The sequence below is a fragment of the Corynebacterium sp. HMSC04H06 genome (assembly GCF_001815935.1).
GTDB lineage: Bacteria > Actinomycetota > Actinomycetes > Mycobacteriales > Mycobacteriaceae > Corynebacterium.
Window position 1 is genome coordinate 2,163 of record NZ_KV823405.1, and the last position, 21,650, is coordinate 23,812.

At 66.0% G+C, this 21,650-nt stretch carries 17 protein-coding genes and 1 tRNA gene; 11 read left to right on the top strand and 7 right to left on the bottom strand.

Annotated elements, in window-relative coordinates; translation table 11 throughout:
• Both HMPREF3067_RS11460 and lpdA read right to left on the bottom strand, forming a co-directional pair.
• Positions 1-376, bottom strand: a 376-nt coding sequence (locus HMPREF3067_RS11460; protein WP_246819196.1) for a MetQ/NlpA family ABC transporter substrate-binding protein, incomplete at its 3' end; no start/stop codon positions are given.
• Positions 377-559: 183 nt separating this feature from the next.
• Positions 560-1,972, bottom strand: a complete 1,413-nt coding sequence (lpdA, locus tag HMPREF3067_RS01450; protein WP_070767971.1) for a dihydrolipoyl dehydrogenase — start codon at positions 1,970-1,972, stop codon at positions 560-562.
• 618 nt (positions 1,973-2,590) lie between these two features.
• Here lpdA and HMPREF3067_RS01455 point away from each other — a divergent pair.
• From HMPREF3067_RS01455 to HMPREF3067_RS01495, 9 genes are all read left to right on the top strand, one after another.
• Positions 2,591-3,934 (top strand): alpha/beta hydrolase-fold protein, encoded by a 1,344-nt coding sequence (locus tag HMPREF3067_RS01455; RefSeq protein WP_070767972.1) that lies wholly within the window; start codon positions 2,591-2,593, stop codon positions 3,932-3,934.
• 35 nt (positions 3,935-3,969) lie between these two features.
• Positions 3,970-5,049: an alpha/beta hydrolase gene (locus tag HMPREF3067_RS01460; RefSeq protein WP_070767973.1), complete on the top strand. Its 1,080-nt coding sequence runs from the start codon at positions 3,970-3,972 to the stop codon at positions 5,047-5,049.
• 86 nt (positions 5,050-5,135) lie between these two features.
• Positions 5,136-6,560, top strand: coding sequence for a M1 family metallopeptidase (locus HMPREF3067_RS01465; protein ID WP_246819197.1), 1,425 nt, complete (start codon positions 5,136-5,138; stop codon positions 6,558-6,560).
• Positions 6,561-6,825: 265 nt separating this feature from the next.
• Positions 6,826-8,400 carry an HNH endonuclease signature motif containing protein gene (locus tag HMPREF3067_RS01470; RefSeq protein ID WP_083319085.1) on the top strand — a complete coding sequence of 525 codons (1,575 nt, stop codon included), beginning with the start codon at positions 6,826-6,828 and terminating at the stop codon, positions 8,398-8,400.
• A gap of 254 nt (positions 8,401-8,654) precedes the next feature.
• Positions 8,655-9,650 (top strand): dTDP-glucose 4,6-dehydratase, encoded by a 996-nt coding sequence (rfbB, locus tag HMPREF3067_RS01475; protein ID WP_070767988.1) that lies wholly within the window; start codon positions 8,655-8,657, stop codon positions 9,648-9,650.
• Between the two features lie 92 nt (positions 9,651-9,742).
• Complete coding sequence (gene rfbD, locus HMPREF3067_RS01480; protein ID WP_070767975.1) at positions 9,743-11,113, top strand: dTDP-4-dehydrorhamnose reductase; 1,371 nt, start codon at positions 9,743-9,745, stop codon at positions 11,111-11,113.
• Positions 11,114-11,124: 11 nt separating this feature from the next.
• The gene (gene rfbA / locus HMPREF3067_RS01485; protein ID WP_070767976.1) at positions 11,125-11,988 is read left to right on the top strand and encodes a glucose-1-phosphate thymidylyltransferase RfbA; all 864 of its coding nucleotides are present in this window, start codon (positions 11,125-11,127) and stop codon (positions 11,986-11,988) included.
• Positions 11,989-12,103: 115 nt separating this feature from the next.
• Positions 12,104-13,000 (top strand): DsbA family protein, encoded by an 897-nt coding sequence (locus tag HMPREF3067_RS01490; protein ID WP_246819198.1) that lies wholly within the window; start codon positions 12,104-12,106, stop codon positions 12,998-13,000.
• A 159-nt stretch (positions 13,001-13,159) separates the two neighbouring features.
• Positions 13,160-13,987, top strand: coding sequence for a cytochrome c biogenesis CcdA family protein (locus HMPREF3067_RS01495; protein WP_210400062.1), 828 nt, complete (start codon positions 13,160-13,162; stop codon positions 13,985-13,987).
• A 37-nt stretch (positions 13,988-14,024) separates the two neighbouring features.
• Here HMPREF3067_RS01495 and HMPREF3067_RS01500 read toward each other — a convergent pair whose 3' ends face one another.
• The 3 genes from HMPREF3067_RS01500 to HMPREF3067_RS01510 form a co-directional block, all read right to left on the bottom strand.
• Entirely contained in the window at positions 14,025-14,645 is a 621-nt protein-coding gene (locus tag HMPREF3067_RS01500) for an MBL fold metallo-hydrolase (protein ID WP_070767978.1), read from the bottom strand.
• Between the two features lie 17 nt (positions 14,646-14,662).
• Complete coding sequence (locus HMPREF3067_RS01505; protein ID WP_070767979.1) at positions 14,663-15,769, bottom strand: S-(hydroxymethyl)mycothiol dehydrogenase; 1,107 nt, start codon at positions 15,767-15,769, stop codon at positions 14,663-14,665.
• Between the two features lie 155 nt (positions 15,770-15,924).
• Complete coding sequence (locus HMPREF3067_RS01510) at positions 15,925-16,761, bottom strand: GDSL-type esterase/lipase family protein (protein WP_070767980.1); 837 nt, start codon at positions 16,759-16,761, stop codon at positions 15,925-15,927.
• 185 nt (positions 16,762-16,946) lie between these two features.
• Here HMPREF3067_RS01510 and HMPREF3067_RS01515 point away from each other — a divergent pair, with 185 nt between their 5' ends.
• Positions 16,947-18,602 (top strand): AMP-binding protein, encoded by a 1,656-nt coding sequence (locus HMPREF3067_RS01515; protein WP_070767981.1) that lies wholly within the window; start codon positions 16,947-16,949, stop codon positions 18,600-18,602.
• An 82-nt stretch (positions 18,603-18,684) separates the two neighbouring features.
• Here HMPREF3067_RS01515 and HMPREF3067_RS01520 read toward each other — a convergent pair.
• Positions 18,685-18,757, bottom strand: a tRNA-Thr gene (locus tag HMPREF3067_RS01520).
• A 98-nt stretch (positions 18,758-18,855) separates the two neighbouring features.
• Positions 18,856-20,067, bottom strand: coding sequence for a DNA polymerase III subunit delta' (locus HMPREF3067_RS01525; protein ID WP_083319083.1), 1,212 nt, complete (start codon positions 20,065-20,067; stop codon positions 18,856-18,858).
• Positions 20,068-20,112: 45 nt separating this feature from the next.
• Here HMPREF3067_RS01525 and HMPREF3067_RS01530 point away from each other — a divergent pair, with 45 nt between their 5' ends.
• Positions 20,113-21,645 carry an adenylate/guanylate cyclase domain-containing protein gene (locus HMPREF3067_RS01530; RefSeq protein WP_070767982.1) on the top strand — a complete coding sequence of 511 codons (1,533 nt, stop codon included), beginning with the start codon at positions 20,113-20,115 and terminating at the stop codon, positions 21,643-21,645.
• The last annotated feature ends 5 nt before the right edge of the window (positions 21,646-21,650 follow it).

Consider the following 21,650-nt stretch of genomic DNA (forward strand, 5'->3'; position numbering starts at 1 on the left):
CGTCCAGGGAGTCGTGGTCCTTCCAGAACAACGCGAGCGGCACGATCTCCGTGGAGACGATCGGCACGAGATCCTCGGCGTTGCCCACGTTGTACTCCGCCAGGAAGCGCAGCGTCTGGAAGTTGTTGATGTCGTTCTGGCTCTGCGCCAGCGCGACGTTCGGGGTGGCATAATCCTCGAAGTTCTCGACCTCGATGTTGAAGCCGTTGTCCTCGGCCACCTCCTCGAAGGCGGTCCAGGCCTTCTTCGCGGCATCGGTGGTACCGACGACGATCTTCTGGTCCTTGCCCTCCCCGTCGGAGCTAGAGCAGGCCGCCAGCCCGGTGCTGGCGAGGGCCACGGCGGTGGCGGTTGCGATAATGCGGCGAAGCTTCATACGTTTGTCCTTTGCGTTATTCGGCGCGCCCGACCTGGGCGCCCCCCGTGAACTAAGCGGTCTAGTGCAGACTAACAAAGTTTGAACCGCTCGGTCTATAAAACGCAAAAATTCCCTCCCCCAACGGGTGGGGCAGGGAATCCGGACAGGCTCTTTAGGAAGGCTCCTTAGAGGCTGATCATCTTAGAGGTTGATCATGTGGCCGCCGATGCCCTCGGCAGCCTCCTTCATAGCCTCCGACAGGGTCGGGTGCGTATGGATGTTGCGACCAATCTCCTCGGTGGTCAGGTCGAAGCGCTGCGCCAGGGTCAGCTCCGGCAGGAGCTCCGAGACGTTAGCGCCGACCATGTGGCCGCCCAGCAGCTCGCCGAACTCGGCGTCGGCAACCAGCTTGACGAAGCCGGCGGTCTCGTTCAGGCCCGCGGCCTTGCCGTTCGCGGAGAACGGGAAGCTGGCGACCTTAATCTCGCGGTCCGGGAACTTCTCCTTCGCGGCCTCCTCGGTGTAGCCGAAGGAAGCAACCTGCGGGTTGCAGAAGGTCGCGCGCGGCATCATCTGGTAGTCGCCCAGCTCCTGAGTCTCGGCGCCGGCAATGGTCTCGGCAGCCACCACGCCCTGCGCCTCGGCCACGTGGGCCAGCTGCAGCTTGGCGGTGACGTCGCCGATGGCGTAGATGCCGTCGACGTTGGTGCGCATGCGCTCATCGATGGCGATGGCGCCGCGGTCGGTGAGCTCGACACCGGTGTTTTCCAGGCCGTAGCCCTCGGTGCGCGGGGCGAAGCCGATGGAGACCATGCAGCGGTCGACGGTCAGAGTCTCGGTCTTTGCACCGTCCTTGGACTCGATCTCGACGGTCACGTCGTCGCCGTTGTCCTTGATGGAGGTGGTCTTGTAGCCGGTCTTCAGGTTCACGCCCAGCTTCTTGTACTGCTTGGCGATCTCCTTGGAGGCGTCCTTGTCCTCGTTCGGCAGGACGCGGTCCATGAATTCCACGATGGTCACGTCCACGCCGTAGTTGGCCAGAACGTAAGCGAACTCCATGCCGATGGCGCCGGCGCCCACGATGACCATGGACTCCGGGGCGTCTTCCTTGAGGATCTGCTCCTCGAAGGAGACGATGTTGCCCCCAATCTCAACGCCCGGCAGGGACTTAACGACGGAGCCGGTGGCGATGATGCAGTCGTCGAAAGTGAGGGTCTTGCCCTTGTCGTCCCCCTCGGTGATCTCAATCGTCTTGGCGTCCTTAAAGGAGCCCAGACCGTTGACCTCGGTGATCTTGTTCTTCTTCATCAGGTAGTGCACGCCCTTGACGATGCCCGAAGAAACCTTGCGGGAACGCTTGTGGGCTGCCCCATAATCGAAGGAGACCTCACCGGAGATACCAAAGTCCTTGGCCTCATGGTTGAAGGTGTGAGCCACCTCGGCATTCTTCAGTAGCGCCTTGGAGGGGATGCAGCCGACATTGAGGCAGATACCGCCCCAGTACTGCTTCTCCACCACGGCTACCTTTTTGCCGAGCTGGGCTGCGCGGATGGCGGCGACGTAGCCGCCAGGGCCCGCGCCGAGTACTACAACGTCATAATGTTCATTAGTCACGTTCCCAAGGATACGTAACTTTGGCCACGCTGTCTGCCAAAGGGGCAAACAAAGCGCGGTTACAAGGGTCTGGCCGGGGTTATTGCCCCGGGGAATCCGGGGAGATTGCCTCCCGGGCGGACATCTTTAGGACCTCCGTTTTTAGAACATCCCCAGCGCCAACGCGATGGTGGACGAGGTGGAGGAACCAGCGTGGACGAGGCCGCCCAGGAATTCGTTGATCTGAACCAAGATGGTGTCGAAAGCGTTCATTTTTTAAAACCCTTCTGTAAACGGTGGAGAGACAGTGCGAACGCGGTTAAGCGGTGCGGTTGTTTTAACGAAAAATTCCCAGCTCGCGTTACGCCGGAGGGGAACTTCCGGGCGGCTAGCCGTCATCGGCAGCTGGAAACCCCCTAGATTATGACACACCTTTCACTTGCGCACCACCTGTTTCGTGTCCGGCTGCTAAGCTATATTCGCACTGTGAGCGACAGTTGTTTGTTTTAGGCTGGACCTTACTGAAAAATTTCAGCTAACGGACAGCTGCTAACAACTTTGTTTTCGCCTACGATAACCAGTCAGGAAACTCTCTCTACCCTTTGCAAAAGGGCCCCTCTCTCAGGAAGCGTTAACCTCATGAAGATTATTCGCCCGCTGGTTGGCACCACCGCCGCCACTGCCCTTGCCCTTGGCCTCTGTGCCTCCCCGGCCCTGGCTGACGAGCCGACCGTCGAAAGCCCGGCCGCCGCAGACTCCCCGGAGGCTGTTGCCGACCTGGAAGAACCGGCCGCCGACCCGGAGGTTGCCGACGCCATCCTAGGCGACGAGAACGCTCCCGAATCCGCGCAGTCCGACGCCGCTACTGAGGAGGCGGAGACCGCCGGGGCCGGCAAGTCCATCATCACGGAAATCGACCTGGCGCAGGAGACCGCCCCGGCGTGGTCCACCAACACTGACGGCAAGCGCGTCATCAGCCCGTCCAAGATGGCCAGCGGCAAGCAGTGGATGGCCTACGCCCAGGCCAGCTCCTTCAACCGCGAGCACGTCAAGGCCTTCAACGCCACCTCGCCGGCCATGGGCGGACGCGAAATCCCGCTGGCGGTCATAACCCCGGACGGCAACTTCGATCAGGCCCGCCCGACCTTGTACCTGCTCAACGGCGCCGGCGGCGCGGACCAGGACATGGAGTGGATCAAGCAGACCTACCGCAAGGATGTCGACCCGACCAAAGAAGGCACCCAGGACATGGTCGACTTCTACGTCGACAAGGGCATCAACGTGGTCATCCCGCAGGCCGGTGCCTTCTCCTACTACTTTGACTGGCAGAAGGATCCCAACAGCAAGTACCTGAAGGGCCCGCAGAAGTGGGAGACCTTCCTGACCCAGGAGCTACCGGGCGCGCTGGAGCAGACCATCAACGGCAACGGCAAGCGCGGCATCGCCGGCATGTCCATGTCCGCGACCTCCGCGCTGGTGCTCGCACAGCAGCACCCGGACCTCTACGACACGGTCGGTTCCTTCTCGGGCTGCGCCGCCACCTCGACGGTGCTGCCGCACCAGTTCGTCGGCCTGACCGTCAACCGCGGCGGCGCCACCCCGGAGCAGATCTGGGGCGCCCGCGGCTCTGCCGAGAACCGCCGCTACGACGGCCTGGCTAACGCCGAGAAGCTCCGCGGCCACGAGATCTACGTGTCCGCCAACTCCGGCCTGGTGGGCAAGGAAGACACCGTCTCCCACCTGATGAACCAGGGCGCCGACCTGTCGACCGCCCTGGCAGGGTCCTCCACCCTCACCATCGAGGGCGGCGTCATCGAGGCGGCCATGAACGCCTGCACCCACGACCTGAAGGCCAAGATGGACTCCCTGTCCATCCCGGCGGACTGGAACTTCCGCAACACCGGTACCCACTCCTGGCCGGGCTGGATCAAGGACATCAGCGAGTCCTGGCCGACCTTCGAGCGGGCCTTCGGCGAGAATTAAAACACTAAGAACATAACCAGAAAGAGAGCGCTAGCATGAAGCGACTAAGTACCCTCCTGGCCACTGCAGCCCTGGCTGCCACGGCCACCGCCGTCCCGGCGGCCACCGCAGCCACCCTGACCCCGGCCGACGTCAACGGCGGCGCCCCGGCCTCGGAGGTGAGCGACCTGCAGGTCACCGACGCCGTCGCGAACTCCAAGTGGTACAAGCAGTACAAGGACGACGACCGGGTACTCAAGCTGCAGGCTAGCTCTCCGGCCATGGACGGCCGCCAGATTCCGCTGGCCGTCATCCCGGCGGGCGAACCCAACCGCCCCACCATCTACCTGCTCAACGGTGCCGGCAGCGCCGAGCAGGACGCGGACTGGCTATCCAAGGCGCAGACCGTCGACTTCTACGCCGACAAGAAGGTCAACGTCGTCATCCCGCAGGCCGGCGCCTTCTCCTACTACACCGACTGGGAGCAGACCCCGAACGGCAAATACCTGCAGGGCCCGCAGAAGTGGGAGACCTTCCTGACCAAGGAGCTGCCGGGCTCCATCGAGTCCCGCCTGCAGACCAACAACAAGCGCGCCATCGCCGGCATGTCCATGTCCGCGACTTCCTCGCTGCTGCTGGCCCAGCACAACCAGGGCTTCTACGACGCCGTCGGCTCCTTCGCCGGCTGCGCCGCCACCGCTTACCCGATGGAATACGAGTTCCTGCGCTTGACCGTCAACCGGGGCGGCGGCCAGCCGGAGCAGATGTGGGGCCGCCAGGGCTCCGCAAATAACCGCTACAACGACGCCCTGATGAACTCGGAGAAGCTGCGCGGCGCCAAGCTCTACATCTCCTCCGGTTCCGGCCTGGCTGATGAGACCGCCATGCCGAGCTACCTGCAGTCCAAGGGCGCTAGCCAGGCTGAGGCCGCCGTCGGCTCCGCCGTCAACCAAGTCGAGGGCGGCGTCATCGAGGCCGGCGTCAACCATTGCACCCACAACCTCAAGGCCAAGCTGGACTCCCAGAAGATCCCGGCAACCTACAACCTCCGCAACGCCGGCGTCCACAACTGGACCGGCTGGCGCGAGGACCTGGAGAAGTCCTGGGCCACCTTCTGGCAGGCCTTCTACAACTAATGCGGTGTTCTAAGCGCGAGCTGTAAGGCCGGTTTTCGGACTGGCTCCTGAGGCTTCCTGCAAGGGCGGTAGAATTAGCATCTATCATGATGCTTTCTTCTACCGCCCTTTCTGCTGTTTCTGGTTCTCCTGCTGGTTCTGGTGCTCTTGCGGGCTCTGGTGCTGTTGTTGGCGCAGGGTCTGCCTCTAACGCCACCCGGGACCCGTACACCAAGGTTGACTACAACCTGGGGTTTCGGGTGCGCCACTACCAGCTGGAGCTGGACTACAAGGTCGAGCCCAACCTGCTGTCTGCGCAGGCCACGCTAACCATCGAGGTAGGCGAGGAAGACCTGGAGGCCCTGCAGCTCGACCTAGGCCCCGCGATGGCGGTACGTCGCGTCAGCTGCCCTGCGGGCCCAAGGGTGGCCCGCTTTAAGACCTCGGGCGGCAAGCTGCGAATTTCGTTCGCGGAGCCGGTGGCATCGGGAGCAGAAATCACGCTGGCTATCCGCTACGGCGGCAACCCGCGGCCCATCGTCAGCCCCTGGGGTGAAATCGGTTGGGAGGAGACCGAGTCCGGTTCCCTGGTCGCCAGCCAGCCCAACGGGGCGCCGAGCTGGTTCCCGTGTGACGACCACCCGAGCCAGAAGGCCACCTTCGACCTTGCCATCACGGCCGACAATCCCTTCACCGTCGTCGCTAACGGCACGCTGGTCGACAAGGCCACGGCGGGATCGTCACGGACGGTGTGGCACTACCGCATCGATAAGCCTATGGCTACCTACCTGGCGACGGTGCAGGTGGGCGAGTTCAGCGAGTTCCCCCTGGGCCCCAACGCCGTGGCCTACGCGCCGGCGAACCTGCGCGGACAGGTGGCTGAGGAATTCGGGCGCCAGCAGGAGATGCTCGATTTCTTGGCCGAGACCTTCGGGCCGTACCCCTTCCCCGACTACCGCGTGGTCGTCACCGAAGACCAGCTAGAAATCCCGCTGGAGGCGCAGGGCATTTCCATCTTTGGCTCCAACCACGTGCGCGGCGACCACGCCTTCGAACGGCTCATCTTCCACGAGCTTTCCCACCAGTGGTTCGGCAACGCGGTGGGCCTTAGCCGCTGGCAGGACATCTGGCTCAACGAGGGTTTCGCCTGCTACTGCGAGTGGCTCTGGGGCGAGCACGCCGGCCAGTCCACGGCCCACGATGCCGCCCACTCCCACTACTCGGTCCTCTCCCGCAAGCCCCACGACCTCCTGCTGGCCGACCCCGGGACCCGCGACATGTTCGACGACCGCGTCTACAAGCGCGGCGCCCTGTTCATCCACTCCCTGCGGCGCCTGCTTGGCGATGCCACCTTCTTCCCCCTCGTCCGCTCCTACCTCGCCGATAACCTGCACGGAAACGTGGTTGCGCAGGACTTCTGGGAAGCTCTAACGGGGGCTGTGAAGGATGCTTCCGGGGTTTCTGTTGCGGACGTGGAGGGCCTCTGGAATCAGTGGCTGAACGAGCGGGAGTTGCCGCGGTTCCCGAAGTAGTTGGTGCTGCTGGGGGCTGGTTGATTGGGCTTTGTACGGCTGGGTCTTTGGGTCGTGATTGGCCGGGCCTTAGAGGGCCGTGTTTGGCTGGGTTGGCTACCTATTTTAGTTGCACCTTAAACTAAGCCAGCTCTGTCGAACAGGCACTTTAACAAATTCGAACATATTTTCTTTTTTGCTGTTGACACGGGCTTTTTCTTCGATACACTAGAACACGTAAGCGAATAAAGGTTCTACACGACGGTTCCTTAGGGGGGTGACCGCCATGACTGTCCAGCACGACGAAATCCTAGCAACACTCAAAGAAGTCTCTGGCTCCATGGAGCGGTTACGCTCCCTGATGAAGAATCCCGAAGACCTGTCCTTTGGACGTCTTCACCGCGGCTTCGAAGCCTTCGAATACGCCTTCAACAACAAGACCGTCATCGATGGCGCCTTCGCCTTCCTCGCTGAACGCGAAGACGCTGGCCGCCAGGTCGGCTCATCCAAGGCCATCGACTACCTCATGGCGCGCCTCGGCCTGGATTTTGCCACCGCGCGCGATCGGCTCGAGACCGGCCGTGATCTGTTCAGCCCCCTCGACGAAGCCGCGCCCACTCCGGAACCGACTCCCCTGCCCGACGATGTCCAGGCTGTCAGCGATGGGGAGCGCGCCCGCCAGCAGGCTGCCGACGCGGAAGCGCAGCGCCGGGCACAGGCGGAAAAGGAAGCGGAGGAGCGTCGCCGCAAGCGCCTCCTGGAGGACGGCCAGACCACTAGCGCCAAGGTGCTCGCGATGATTGAATCGGAACTCAAGCACCTCAACCGGCACGCCACCCCGGGCCACAAGCAGCTGCGCGAGCAGGCTCTGGAGAAGGCAAAGGACACCTCGCTGCACACGCTGCGGGACTGGTTGCGCAAGCAAATTAAGAACGCCAACCTGGCCGCCCGTACCCCGGAAGGTACCAAGGACAAGGATGCCGCCTACAAGAAGCGCCGGCTAGCCCTATCCAACCCGGATGCCGACGGCGGCGTGCACGTCCGTGGCTACCTGGACCCCGCCACCGCCGCGCTCGTCAAGAGCGCTCTGGCGAACGCACGCAACGCAGACAACGCCGCTTTGAAGGAAAGCGGGCTGGACCAGGAGGACAAGCGTACTTTCCAGGAGCGCAACGTGGACCACCTGCGCTACATCTGCCGCCGTTACCTGTCCTCCAAGGACCAGTCCACGGGCGGCGCCGCGGGCCTTCTGGTCACTCTCACCATGGATGACCTTGAGAATATGACCGGCGAGAGCCGATTCCCGACGACCGCGGGAATCTCGGTCAGCCCGCTCGACCTTCTCCGGATGGGGCTCGCCGAGCACGACTTCCTCTGCGTCCTCGACCCCCACGGCTTCCCGCTCGAGTTGGCGCGCAACAAGCGCACGGCAAGCCTCTGGCAAAAGATTGCCCTGGCCGCCTCCGAACTGGTGTGCACCCACCCGGACTGCAATCGGGCCTGGGTTGACTGCGACGTCCACCACGTCATCGCCTGGGCCCTGGGAGGAGACACCGATATCTCCAACCTCACGCTCCGGTGCCGACGCCACCACGTGGACAACAACGACTTCCGGAATGGCGCCAACAACATGGGCCACGCCGACAGGTCCCCCGAGACCAGGCGTACCGGCCACCGGGCCGGGCCGGGGCAACCGCTGCGGTTCAACGAATCGCCCGCGGCCCAGCAATCATGCGGTCATAAGGTCCGCCACCGGGGTGCGCCACCCACTGGCACCAGTCCTGGCCCCCGTGCCGGTTCCGCCTCAGGCGGCGAGGCTCCCCCGCCAGACCCGCACAGCCAGGCTCCGTTGTTTAGTTAAGATGTTGTCCCTGTTCACCCTCCCCTGCCAAGGGCACGCCCGTGTGTCTTGGCGGGGATTCACGCGCGCCTGGGATCTTGGGGCTCTTGAGGCTACCCGGGGCTGCCCGGAGCTGTCCGGCACTATCCGGGGCTGCTTGGGGCTGTTCGGGGCAGCTTGGGTCTACTGGTCTGCTTGGGTCTACTGGTCTGCTCGTGGTGGGAGATTGCGGTGGCAGGCTCCGAGGCAACCACTGAAGTAGGATGGTGACCATTATGTCTACATTGCTCGTGACCGGCGGGGCCGGCTTCATCGGTTCCAATTTCGTCCGGCTGACCCTAGCGGAAACCGACTACTCGGTGGTGGTCCTCGACAAGCTGACCTACGCGGGAAACCGCGCCAACATAGCCGATCGGGAGGGCGACCGCTGCTCCTTCGTCCAAGGCGACATCACGGACGCGGAACTGGTCAACCAGCTCGTGCGGAACGTTGACGCGGTGGTCCACTTTGCGGCCGAATCCCATAACGACAACTCCCTGCGCGACCCGTCGCCGTTCATCCAGACCAACCTGGTGGGTACTTTTACCCTGCTGGAGGCCGCCCGCGCCCGCGGGACCCGTTTCCACCACGTTTCTACCGACGAGGTCTTTGGCGATCTGGCGATTGGGGCCGACACGCGCTTTACAGAATCGACGGCGTATCAGCCATCGTCGCCGTACTCGGCATCGAAGGCGGGATCCGATCACCTGGTGCGCGCCTGGGCGCGGTCCTTCGACCTGCCCGTGACGGTGTCGAACTGCTCAAACAATTACGGCCCCTACCAGCACATCGAGAAGTTCATTCCCCGCCAGATCACGAACATCCTGTCCGGCCTGCGCCCGAAGCTGTACGGCACCGGGGAGCAGGTGCGCGACTGGATCCACGTCGACGACCACAACCGGGCCGTGATCGACATCCTGGAACGCGGCCGGCTGGGCGAGACCTACAACATCGGCGCCGACCAACCCGACACCAGCAACCTGCAGGTCATGGAAACCATCTGCGAGTTGATGGGGGCCAACGGCTTCGACCACGTGGCGGACCGCCCCGGGCACGACCAGCGCTACGCCATGGACGCGACCAAGCTGCGCACCGAGTTGGGCTGGGCCCCGCGGTTCACGGATCTGCGAGCCGGCCTGGAAGACACCATCGCGTGGTACGCCAACAACCGCTACTGGTGGGAGGCCAGCAAGCAGGACGTCGAGGCCGGCTACGCCCGGCAGGGACAGTAGGATCGGCCAGGTCTAGCAACCTGGTCTAACAAGCAGACCTAACAACCAGACCCAAAACCAGACTTAACAACCAGGAACCACGGAAGGACAGAATGGACATTCGCACCACGGGCATCGAGGGGCTCCTCATTGTGGACTTGGACGTCCACGGGGATGACCGGGGCTGGTTCAAGGAGAACTGGCAGCGGGAGAAGATGGTGGCGGCCGGCCTCCCCGACTTCGCGCCGGTCCAAAACAACGTGTCCTTCAATGCGTCCGCCGGGGTGACCCGCGGCCTGCACGCCGAGCCCTGGGACAAGCTGGTCTCTGTCGCCTACGGCAAGGTCTTCGGGGCCTGGTGCGATCTGCGGGAAGGATCCGAGACCTACGGCGAGTTGGTCACCACCGAGATTGGCCCCGGCACGGCCGTCTTCGTCCCCCGCGGGGTGGCCAACGGCTTCCAGGCCCTGGAGCCGACCGCCTATTCCTACCTGGTCAACGATCACTGGTCCTCGGAGGCGTCTTACCCGGCCGTCAACCTCGACCTGGTGGACTGGCCGCTGGAGCCGACCGAGATCTCCGACAAGGACGCGGCCCACCCGCAACTTGCCGAGGCTACCCCGATGCCCCCGCGCAAGGTCCTGGTCACCGGCGCCGACGGGCAGCTCGGGCGCGCCCTCCAGCGGATCCTGCCCCACGCCGAGTTCGCCACCCGGGCCGATCTCGACATCACCGACCCCCACCTCGCCGAGGCCCGCCGCTGGCGCGACTATTCCGCGATCATCAACTGCGCCGCCTACAACAACGTCGACGGGGCCGAGCGCGATCGCGCGACCGCCTGGGCCGTCAACGCGCAGGCGGTGGCGCGGCTGGCCGGCATCGCTAGCGCCCACAACCTGACCCTGGTGCACGTCAGCAGCGACTATATCTTCGACGGCACCGAGAAGGTCCACTCCGAGCAGGAGGAAGTGAGCCCGCTGAGCGTGTATGGGGCATCGAAGGCGGCTGGCGATGCCGCCGCCCAGGCCACCGCCCGCCACTACGTGGTGCGCACCAGCTGGGTCTTCGGCGACGGCAACAACTTCGTCGAGGCCATGCGCGGCCTCGCCCTGCGCGGGGTGGAGCCCGAGGTGGTCGCCGATCAGCGCGGCCGCCCCACCTTCGCCGAGGACCTGGCCAAGGCCATCAAGCACCTGCTGGACTCCGGGGCCGAGTACGGCGTCTACAACGTCACCAACACGGGCGACACCGTCGGGCGGGACGAGCTGGCGATGGCCACCTTCATCGGCATCGGACACGATCCGGCCGAGGTCCACCCGACCACCACCGATCACTTCGCCCAGCCCGGCGCGGCCCCGCGCCCGACCGAGTCGACCCTCGATCTGAGCAAGCTGGAGGCCACCGGTTTCCGGCCCCAGAACTGGCGGGCCGCCCTGGCCCTCTACCTGGCGTTGTACCCGGCCGCCCGGGAAGCGGAAAGCTAGACTTTTAAAGCATGAAAGGCATCATCCTGGCCGGCGGTTCCGGCACGCGGCTCTACCCCATCACCCAGGGGATCTCTAAGCAGCTCATGCCGATCTACGACAAGCCGATGGTCTACTACCCGCTGTCCACCCTGATCCAGGCGGGCATCCGGGAGATCCTCATCATCACCACCCCGGAAGATTCCGCCTCCTTCCAGCGCCTGTTAGGCGACGGATCCCAGCTGGGCCTCATGCTCTCCTACGCAGTCCAGCCTCGCCCCGAGGGCCTGGCGCAGGCCTTCATCATCGGCGAGGAGTTCATCGGCGGCGACGACGTCGCCCTCGTTTTGGGCGATAACATCTTCGACGGCCACGGCTTCAGCAGCGCACTGCCCGAGTGCCGATCCCCGCACGGGGGCGTCATCTTCGCCTACGAGGTCTCTGATCCCCAGCGCTACGGCGTGGTCGAGTTCTCCCCCGACGGGCGGGCCATCAGCATCGAGGAGAAGCCGGAGCACCCGAAGTCCAGCCACGCCGTCGTCGGCCTGTACTTCTACGACAACCAGGTCTGCGAGATCGCCCGGTCCATTCAGCCCTCGGCCCGCGGGGAGCTGGAAATCACCGCCGTCAACGAGGAATACCTACGCCGCGGGGAGCTCTCGGTCAAGCGCATGCGGCGCGGCGACGTATGGCTGGACACCGGCACCGTGGATTCGATGAGCGAGGCCTCCGCCTACGTCGAGGTCATCCAGAAGCGCACCGGCACCGTCCTGGGATCTCCCGAGGTAGCCGCCTTCCGCGAGGGCTTCATCGACCGGGAACAGCTGCTGCGCCTGGCCGCCGGCCTCGACAAGTCGGGCTACGGGGCCTACCTGCGCGCCGCGGCCGAGGACTAGCCGCACCGCACGACCCGGCACCGCGCCGCCCGGGCTAGACTGGCCGGGACGCAGGTTTTATTCCCGCTGCATCTTGTCATGCTTGCAGCCCACGACTCTAGACGGAGGAGGCCCCGTGCCCGATAGCTCAATGTACGACCAACCCCTGGTGGGACAGAAGCGCCCCTCCGCCCTCCGCGACGTCCCCGCCGTCGTGTGGGTACTCACCGCCGTCATCGTGGTGCTGGCCGTCGTCATCGGCTTCCTGGTCGCCGACAGCAACGGCGCCGACGATGCCGCCAGCAGCGGGGCCGCCAGCCACAGCCAGCCAGCAGGCGACCAATCAGACGACAAGTCAGGCGAGTCGGCCCAGGCCGCCCCAGCCACCCCGGCCGCCCCGGGCACCAACTTCGACGAACCCAACGGCGATCCCAAGCTGTACGGGCCTGCCGGCACCATCTCCTCCAACGAGGACATCGACAAGGTTCACCGCCGGGCCGACAACGATCCCTTCGCCCGCGGCGCCGTCGATGCCCCCGTGGTCATCTCCGAGTTCTCCGACTTCGAATGCCCCTTCTGCTCCCGCTTCCACAACCAGACCGCGCCCGCCCTCATCGCGGATTACGTCGATAAGGGCCTGGTGCGCATCGAGTGGAATGACTTCCCAGTCAACGGCCCCCACGCCATCGACGGGGCGAAGGCCGGCCGGGCTGCGGCCGCCCAGGGCAAGTTCGCGGAGTTCCAGAAGGCGGCCTTCGCCGCCAGCGCCGACGTGGACGGCCACCCCAACTTCGGCATGGAAGACTACGTGCGCTTCGCCGAGGAAGCCGGCATCGAGGACATCGAACGCTTCCGCCAGGAGGCCGGCGACGACACCTACACCCAGGTCGTCGAGGACGCCCGCGATTACGCGGCCAGCCTGGGCATCACCGGCACCCCCTCCTTCGTGGTGGGCAGCCAGTTCGTCTCCGGGGCCCAGCCCGAGGACGTCTTCCGCCAGGTCATCGAGGAGGAGCTGTCCCGGGATGCGTAAGGTCCACTGGCTCATCTGGTTGTTTATCGCCCTGCTGGCCTGCACCGGGTTTTTCTTTGGGCTCGGTCTCGGCAGCGCGCTGGGCGCTTAGGCCCGCTGAGATCCGCTTAGATCAGCACAGATCCGTTTCAAATAGGAAGAAGGAGAAAGACGCACCGCATGTTGGAAATTGGCCTGCTCGGTTCCCTCCTGGCCGGGGTCCTGTCCCTGCTGAGCCCGTGCTCTGCGCTGCTGCTGCCGGCCTTTTTCGCCTACGCCTTCCGGTCGGTGACCCAGCTGGTGGCCCGGACCGGGGTGTTTTTCTGCGGGCTGGCGGCCGTGCTGGTGCCGGTGGGTACGGGGTTGGGCGGCATCGGCGGCCTGTTTAACCAGCACCGCGAGGCAGTCATCACCGCCGGCGGGGCCGCCATGGTGGTCCTCGGGTTCTTTATCGCCCTGGGCGGCGGCTTCACCATCCCGGGGCTGGGCAGGCTCAGCCAGCGGGTCCGCGGCGACGGCTACGTGAGCGTTTTCCTGCTGGGCTGTGTCTACGGCTTCGCCGGGTTCTGCGCCGGGCCCCTGTTGGGCGCGGTCCTCACCACGGCCGCCGTCAGCGGTTCCTTGGGCTACGGGGCGCTAACGATGCTCTCTTACGCCCTCGGCATGACCATCCCCCTGTTCGTTCTGGCCGCCGCCTGGGATCGCTTCGATCTGGGCCGCCGGCCCTGGCTGCGGGGGCGCCCCCTGCAGCTGGGGCCCATCCGCACCAATTCGTTGTCAGTCCTGGCCGGGGCCCTGTTCGTGGGCATCGGGGTGCTGTTTATCTTCTCCCACGGCACGATCCTGCTGCCCAGCCCGGTGGGCACCGAAGAGGCCTTCGCCGCGCAGGAATGGGTCGCACGCCTGGCCGACCACGTCCCCGACGCGTGGGTGGCCTGCGCCGTCAGCGGCCTGGCGGCCGCAGCGGTGGGCATCAAGGCCGCCCGCACCCCGGCCCCGGCCGGGTAAAACCCAGCCCGGCCCTCCCCGAAGCAGCTAGCGGTCCTTAGTAGCCGCGGCGCACGTACTCGTCGATGCGGTCGGCCTCGGCCCCGACCGTGGTGGCATCACCGTGCCCGGGCAGCACCCGGGTCTCGGCCGGCAGGAAGAACACGACGTCGCGCAGGGACTCCACGATGACGTCGAAGTCGGAGTACTTGCGCCCCGTGGCCCCCGGCCCACCCGAGAAGAGGGTGTCGCCGGACAGCAGGGTCTCCTCGCCCGGCAGGTAGAGCACCACGCAGCCCGGGGAGTGACCCGGCGTGTGCAGCACCCGAATCTCCTCGCCCTCGAGCAGGAAGCGCTGCCCGTCGTAGAGGTGGAGGTAGGGGGCGTTGCCGTTCGACTCCTGCCACAGCACGTCGTCGTCCGGGTGCAGGTAGACCGGGGCGTTGAAGCGGCGGGCCGCCCGCGGGGCCAGCTCGCAGTGGTCGTTGTGGGCGTGGGTGAGCAGGATGGCGCACACCGCGCGGTCGCCCACCTGGTCCGCAATCGCGTCCAGATCGTGGGAGGGGTCGACCACCACGACGGCGTCGCCGACCGACAGCACGTAGACGTTGTTGTCGACGTCCCAGCAGCCGCCGTCGAGGCAGAACTTGCCGGAAGTCACCAGATTTTCAATTCGCATGTGTTTAGCCTCCTTGGTTACAGCTCGACGACCGAACGCAGGACCTTGCCCTCCTGCATGGTGCCGAAGGCGCGCTCGACGTCGTCCAGGGCGATCCGCTCGGAGACGAACTTGTCCAGCGGGAACTGGCCGTTGCGGTGCAGCGAGACGTAGGCCGGGAAGTCGCGCTCCGGCAGGCAGTCGCCGTACCACGCCGGGCGGATGGACCCGCCCCGGCCGTAGAGATCGATGGCCGGCACGTCGACGTGGTCGGTCAGGTTGGGCACGCCCACCATGACCAGGCGGCCGGCGTGATCGCGGGAGTAGAAGGCCTGGCGCCAGGTGGGCTGGATGCCCACGGCATCGATAGCCACGTCGACGCCAAAGCCCTCAGTGAGCTCGCGGACGGCGTCGATGACCTCCTGCTCCTCCCTGCCGGCGGAGCAGATGGTGTCGGTGGCACCGAATTCGCGGGCCACGTCCAGCTTGGACTGGTCCAGGTCGACCGCAATGATCTTGGCGGCCCCGGCCAGCTTGGCGCCGGCCACCGCCGCGGTGCCCACGCCGCCGCAGCCGAAGACGGCGACCGACTCGCCCAGCTGGACCTCGCCGGTATTGACGGCCGCACCGAGGCCGGCCATGATGCCGCAGCCCAGCAGGCCGGCGGCGGCCGGATCCTCGTCCGGGTCAACCTTAGTGCACTGGCCCTCGTGGACCAGGGTCTTCTCGGCGAAGGCGCCGATGCCCAGGGCCGGGGTCAGCTCGGTGCCGTCCTCCAGGGTCATGGCCCGGGAGGCGTTGAAGGTGTCGAAGCAGTACTTCGGCTCGCCCTTCTTGCAGGCCCGGCACTCGCCGCACACGGCGCGCCAATTCAGGACCACGAAGTCGCCCTCGGCGACGTGGGTGACGTCCTCGCCGACCGTCTCGACGATGCCGGCCGCCTCGTGCCCCAGCAGGAAGGGGTAGGCGTCTTCGATGTCGCCGTTGCGGTAGGCCAGGTCCGTGTGGCAGACGCCGCAGGCCTGGATCTTGACGACAACGTCATTCGGGCCCGGGGCCGGAATGACAATGTTGACCTTCTCGACTTCCGCGCCCTGAGAAGGGGCGATTACACCAGATACAATCTGTTCATTCTTCTCGCTCATACCCGCGAGCCTACCCATGTTTTCATTACCCGGCAGCTAATGAAAACAACCCCCAATTACCGTGGCAACCAGGGGTTTAAGAGCCCGTTCCTCCTCCCGGGAACGGCCACAGAAGAACTGCCGCAGAAGAACGGGAGCAGAGAACTTGGGCGCGACTACGACGCCGCCAACACGTTCGCGATGTGCTCGTGGCCGCGGGCGTTGACGTGCAGCGGCAGATTGCCGTCGCCCGCGTTGAAGTCCACCAGGCCGGCCCACTTGCGGTTGCCGTCCGATCCGCACATGCCGGCGCCGCGGGTGGACGGCTTCATGTCGATGAACTCGGTGCCGGTCGCGCGGGCCAGGTCGACCTGCATCCACTGGGCCTTGTTCTCAAAGTCGGCGACCTGCGGCAGCGGGGTGCGGTCCCAGGAGGAACCGGCGTGGATCAGGCAGTAGTGGATCCCGTCGCCGATGGTCGGGTAGCCCACGATCTGGATGCGGGCGTTGGGAGCGGCGGCGCGGATGCGGTCGATGAGCGGGCGGTTGAAGCGGACGAACTTGTCCCGGATCTGGGCCTGGTTCAGGTTCGCGTTGTTGTAAGTGTCGTTGAAGCCGGTGGCGTAGACGACGCGCGCCGTCGACGGGTTCAGCGCCCCGCGGGCGATGGCGGTGTCGATCTGCGCGGAAATCTGCGGGCCCGGGGACATGGAGGCCGCCCCGGAGCAGGAGAAGTCACGCACCGGCAGGCCCAGCTTGGCGCCGGTGCGGGCCGCGTAGTTGTTGCCCTTCGGGCAGTCAACCCCCAGCGGGCGCTGGTCAAAGACGCCGCCGATGCGGTCGCGCAGGTAGGTCCCCATGTCCGGATCCGCCAGCACCGAGTCACCGAAGGCGACCAGGTTGCGCTCGGCGGCCTGGGCCTGCGGGGCGGGGGCGGCCAGCAGCGCCGCCAACAAACTAAAGACAGAAACAAAAACGGCTAGAACAGGCTTTTTCAGTAGTTCGACAGACACGAGCTTCCTTTCTCCGCTACATTCCCCTACAAAAGTACACTATATTGACAGCCACAACGACCGGTACTTATAAATCGCTTCACACGCCCCCGGCATTACCAGCGGGTAGCGCCGGGCCACCCCCGCGGCGATATACCGGATGTCACCCCGCAGCTTTTAGACCCGTAGCTTTTAGATTGGTGTTTATGTCTTTTTCCTCGGCGGCCCACTCCCTGTCCTTCCATTCCCGGGCGCTCGCGCGGCTGGCTGCCAGCCTGGTGCGCACCGGCATCGTTAGCCCCGCCGGAGGGGTGCGCGCCGCCGCGGCCACCCCGGGAATCCTGGCCCGCTACCGCTTCACCACGGCCCGCGAGCTCGAGCAGGGCGCCCGCGCCTGCCCCGACCGGCTGGCGCTCATCGACGACGACGGCACCCTGACCTACCGCCAGCTGCGCGACCAGGCCCGCACCTTCGCCCGCCACCTACTCTCTCTCAACCTGGACGAGATCCGCCTGGGGGTGATGGCCCGCAACGGGCGCGGCATCATCATCCCGCTGGGCGCGAAGGGTCTGGCCGGCGGCAGCATCTTTCTGCTCAACATCGGCTCCTCGGCCGAGCAGCTGGCCGGGGTCATCGCCGAGAACCGCATCAACGTCCTGGTCATGGACGACGAATTCGTCGATCGCCTGCCCGCCGGCGTCAATGAGACCACCCACGTCATCATCGCCCACGAGTCGGGGCAGGCGGACAAGGCGGGGCGCTGGCCGCGCCTGGCCGACATTGTCCGCCACCCGGAGCGCGTCGATCACCTACGCCTGCCCGTCCTGCCGCGCCACGGCCACATCGTGCTGATGTCCTCGGGCACCACGGGCATCCCGAAGGGCATCATCCGCAACGAGCCCACCCTACCGGTGGTGGTGGCCTCCATCATGTCGACCATGCCCTGGCGCGCCGATCAGCGCGTCCAGCTGACCGCCTCCATCTTCCACACCTGGGGCTGGGCCTGTCTGAACATCGCGCTGGCCGCCCGCAACACCATCGTCACCCGCCGCGTCTTCGATCCGGTCGCCTGCCTGCGCGACATCCAGCGCTACCGCCTCGACGGGCTACTGTCCTCCCCCGTGTTCTACCTGCGCATGGTCGAGGCCGACCCCGACGGCGCTTACGATGCTTCCTCCCTGCGCTTCATCGCCTCCTCCGGGCACGCCCTGAGCCCGTCCATCGTGCAGCGGACCATCGACCGCTTCGGCCCCATCCTGTGCAACATCTACGGTTCCACCGAGCTGGCCCTAGCCGCCACCGCCACCGCCGAACAGATCGCCGCCGATCCCACCATCGGCGGCCAGGTCGCCTCCGGCACCCGCCTGCGCATCCTGGACCGCGACGGCCATGAGGTCCCCCGCGGCGAGGTGGGCGAAATCTACCTGACCAACTCGACCGCCCTGATCGGCTACACCAACCCCACCATCCAGTCCAAGCGGGCCCAGGGGCTCATCTCCATCGGGGACTTGGGGCGTATCGATGCCGACGGCAACCTGCACGTGGTCGGCCGCGCCGACGATATGATCATCGTGGGCGGCGAGAACGTCCACCCCCAGTCCGTCACCGAGGTCCTCGAGACCATGGACGGCATCCGCGAGCTGCATTCCGCCGGCGTCGACGATCCGGAGACCTTCGCCCGCGTGGCCGTCTGGGTGGTGCCGGAGGACTCCCCCGCCGGCAAAGAACTGACCGCCGACAAGATCCGCGAGTTCGTGCGCGCCAACCTGGCCGATCATTCCGTGCCCCGCGACGTCCACTTCCTGGACCTGCTGCCGCGCAACGCCACCGGCAAGGTCGTGCCCCGCCAGCTACCGCGCTAGTTAGGGCTGGGCAGGGCCCGCCGCATGCGAAAACCCGCCGGCCTCTTGGGAAACCCCGGAAGGCAGCGGGTTGTTTCACGAGAGCCGCTTGCGAGAATCGAACTCGCGACCTTTTCATTACGAGTGAAACGCTCTACCGACTGAGCTAAAGCGGCCTGCTGCTGATGCTAAAACCAGCCGGTACTAAAGCAGTACCGTGCAGCACCGCAAAGTTTAACCTAGCCGGTAGCCAATCGAGAAATCAGGTCAAGGATCAGGCCCCGCAGGCGCGCCGCAGGCGGCCGACCAGCCCGTCGAAGGCGGTGCCGGGGGCGACGTTGACGGCGATGTGGTTGCGGCAGGTCACGATCGCCTCCTGGCAAGCGACCAGCCCCTCTTCGCCGACGCGCTGAGCCAGCTCCTGGGCCAAGCCGGAAAAGTCCGGGTGGGTCATCTCCACGTCGGCGCCCACCCGCACCATGAGCGCGTCGCGGTAGATGCCGGCCAGATCCACCAGCGCCAGGTCCAGCAGGTCCCGCACCCGGCGGGTGGCCCGCTTCTTCTGGATCTTTTCCAGATCCTTGACCGCCGATCGCACGTCGCGCTGGGCCTTGGCCGCCCCCTTGCCCTTGCCGCCGGCCCCGTAGGCCTTTTCCAGGTCAGCCTTTTCCCTCTCGTCGGCCTCCGCGCCGGCCTCCTTGGATTCCTTCTCGATGGCCTTGATTAAGGCGCCGGCCGCCTGGAAGCCCTGGGCGCCCTGGAAGACCTCCTCGGCCAGGTTGATGGACTGGGCGCGGCGCCGCTGGACCGTGGGATCGGTAACCAGGCGCCGGGCTCGGCCCACGTGCCGCAGGGAAGTCACGGCGGCCAGCCGGGCATCGGACTCGCCGGCGCCTTCGGCCACCAGCTGGCTCACAATGGCCTCCGTCGACGGCGCCGGGATGTAGAGGTGCCGGCAGCGAGACCGCAGGGTCTGCGAGAAGTCCTCCGGGTCCGCCGAGGGGGCCAGCATCACGATGACCGTGCTGGCCGTGGGCTCCTCCACCGTCTTGAGTAGGGCGTTGGCCGCCCCGTCGGTGAGCCGATCGGCGTTTTCGAAGATGATGACCCGCCAGCGTGCCACCGTCGGGCGCGAGGCCGCTTGGCCGATGATGTCACGGACCGTGTCCACCGCGATCGATAGCTCCTGGGGGCGCAGGTAGACCAAGTCGGTGTGTCGGCCCTCCTCGAGGATGCCCCGGCAGGACGCGCATTCGCCGCAGCCCAACTCTTCGCCCCGCTCGCACATCAGCGCCGCGGCAAACGCGAGCGCCGCCTGGGAGCGGCCGGCCCCGGGAGGCCCGGTGAACAGCCAGGAATGACTCATCGCGCGGGGGTCTTCCCCGGGCAAACCCCGGGCCCCGGCCGCCGCCCGGAGGATGGTGTCCCGGACCGCGGGGGTGTCGGCCAACCGCTGTGCCACATCTGGAGTACTCACCCGCCCCATCCTACTAACCCACAGTGCGGCGGCGAGCGGTTAGAGTATTAAGACATGAGCTCTACTGTGCGGAGACTGCGATGGTTACTGGAGACCCAGTGGCCGATCTATGCCGCCGTCGTCCTCGGGGCCAACATCATCGGGGCCGTGGCCATCATGATGTTCGTCGCGGTATTCCTGCCCATGCCGGAGATCGCCGAATTCAAGGAGAGCGTGCCGGGCCTGGCCTGGATCGGCGTGCTCTACGTGGTCTTCGCGGTCATCGTCGGCATCGCCGTGACCCTGCTGCTGTTTAGGCCTGTGCTGGACTGGCAGCGCAACCCGAACGCGCACGATCCGAACATGGTACGCAACCTGGTGCTGCGCATCCCCGTCTACCAGGCCGGAGTGGCGGCCGTGGTCTGGGCCATCGGCATCGTCATTTCGGTAATTTTGACCAGTTCCGTCGACGGCCGCCTGGGCCTGGTGGTGGGGCTTTCCACCATCCTGGCCGGCATGGTCGTGGTCCTGCTGACCTACCTGCAGGCCGAGCGCCTGGTCCGCCCCGTCGCCGCCAACGCCCTGGCCCGCCGCTTCGAGGACTCCTCCCTGGAGCCGCCCATCAAGACCCGCCTGACCGCCTCCTGGGCGATGACGGCGGGCGTGCCCATGCTGGGCATCGTCCTGCTCCTGCTGGGGCAGCGCTCCGGCTTTTTTACTTCCGATGCCGACGACCTCATCCCCGCCATCCTGGTCCTGGCGATCACGGCGATGGGCACCGGCTTCATCGGCACCTCCTTCGCCATCATGAGCGTGGTCGATCCCATCCTGGAGCTCCAGGACGCCATCAACCGGGTGCGCCGCGGCGAGCAAAACGTCGAGGTGGACATCTACGACGGCTCCGAGCTGGGCGTGCTGCAGGCCGGCTTCAACGAGATGATGAAGGGCCTGCGGGAGCGCCAGCGAGTACGCGACATCTTCGGCCAGTACGTCGGCTCCGAGGTCGCCCAGCGCGCCCTGGAGGAAAGCCCGGAGCTGGGCGGCGAGGACCGCAAGGTCGCCGTGCTGTTCATCGACGTCATTGGGTCGACCACCTTCGCGGTCAACCACACCCCGGAAAACGTCGTCGAGGAGCTCAACAAGTTCTTCGAGCACGTCGTGACGGTGGTGCACCACAACCACGGCATCATCAATAAGTTCCAGGGCGACGCGGCCCTGGCGGTCTTCGGCGCCCCCATCAACGTCAACGACTCGACCTCCATGGCGCTGCAGGCGGCCCGCGAGCTGCGCCAGGAGCTGCGCAACCTGGAGCTGCAGGCCGGCATTGGGGTGGCCGCCGGGCACGTGGTCGCCGGCCACATCGGCGGCGCCGATCGCTTCGAATACACCGTCATCGGCGACGCCGTCAACGAAGCCGCCCGCCTGACCGAGCTGGCCAAGGACACCCCGGGCCGTGTGCTGACCAACGCCTCGACCCTGCGCACCGCCAACGAGGCGGAGCAGGCCCGCTGGACCTTCATGAAGTCCATCGAGCTGCGCGGGCGCCGCCGCATGACCCAGCTGGCCCGGCCCATCCGCGCCACCCTGGCCGACCGCGCTGAGCAGTAGCGGCG

Coding starts and splice junctions, on each gene's coding strand:
- HMPREF3067_RS01455 (WP_070767972.1), top strand. CDS start 2,591: ATGAAGATTATTCGCCCGCTGGTTGGCACCACCGCCGCCACTGCCCTT.
- HMPREF3067_RS01460 (WP_070767973.1), top strand. CDS start 3,970: ATGAAGCGACTAAGTACCCTCCTGGCCACTGCAGCCCTGGCTGCCACG.
- HMPREF3067_RS01465 (WP_246819197.1), top strand. CDS start 5,136: ATGATGCTTTCTTCTACCGCCCTTTCTGCTGTTTCTGGTTCTCCTGCT.
- HMPREF3067_RS01470 (WP_083319085.1), top strand. CDS start 6,826: ATGACTGTCCAGCACGACGAAATCCTAGCAACACTCAAAGAAGTCTCT.
- rfbB (WP_070767988.1), top strand. CDS start 8,655: ATGTCTACATTGCTCGTGACCGGCGGGGCCGGCTTCATCGGTTCCAAT.
- rfbD (WP_070767975.1), top strand. CDS start 9,743: ATGGACATTCGCACCACGGGCATCGAGGGGCTCCTCATTGTGGACTTG.
- rfbA (WP_070767976.1), top strand. CDS start 11,125: ATGAAAGGCATCATCCTGGCCGGCGGTTCCGGCACGCGGCTCTACCCC.
- HMPREF3067_RS01495 (WP_210400062.1), top strand. CDS start 13,160: ATGTTGGAAATTGGCCTGCTCGGTTCCCTCCTGGCCGGGGTCCTGTCC.
- HMPREF3067_RS01500 (WP_070767978.1), bottom strand. CDS start 14,645: ATGCGAATTGAAAATCTGGTGACTTCCGGCAAGTTCTGCCTCGACGGC.
- HMPREF3067_RS01505 (WP_070767979.1), bottom strand. CDS start 15,769: ATGAGCGAGAAGAATGAACAGATTGTATCTGGTGTAATCGCCCCTTCT.
- HMPREF3067_RS01515 (WP_070767981.1), top strand. CDS start 16,947: ATGTCTTTTTCCTCGGCGGCCCACTCCCTGTCCTTCCATTCCCGGGCG.
- HMPREF3067_RS01525 (WP_083319083.1), bottom strand. CDS start 20,067: ATGGGGCGGGTGAGTACTCCAGATGTGGCACAGCGGTTGGCCGACACC.
- HMPREF3067_RS01530 (WP_070767982.1), top strand. CDS start 20,113: ATGAGCTCTACTGTGCGGAGACTGCGATGGTTACTGGAGACCCAGTGG.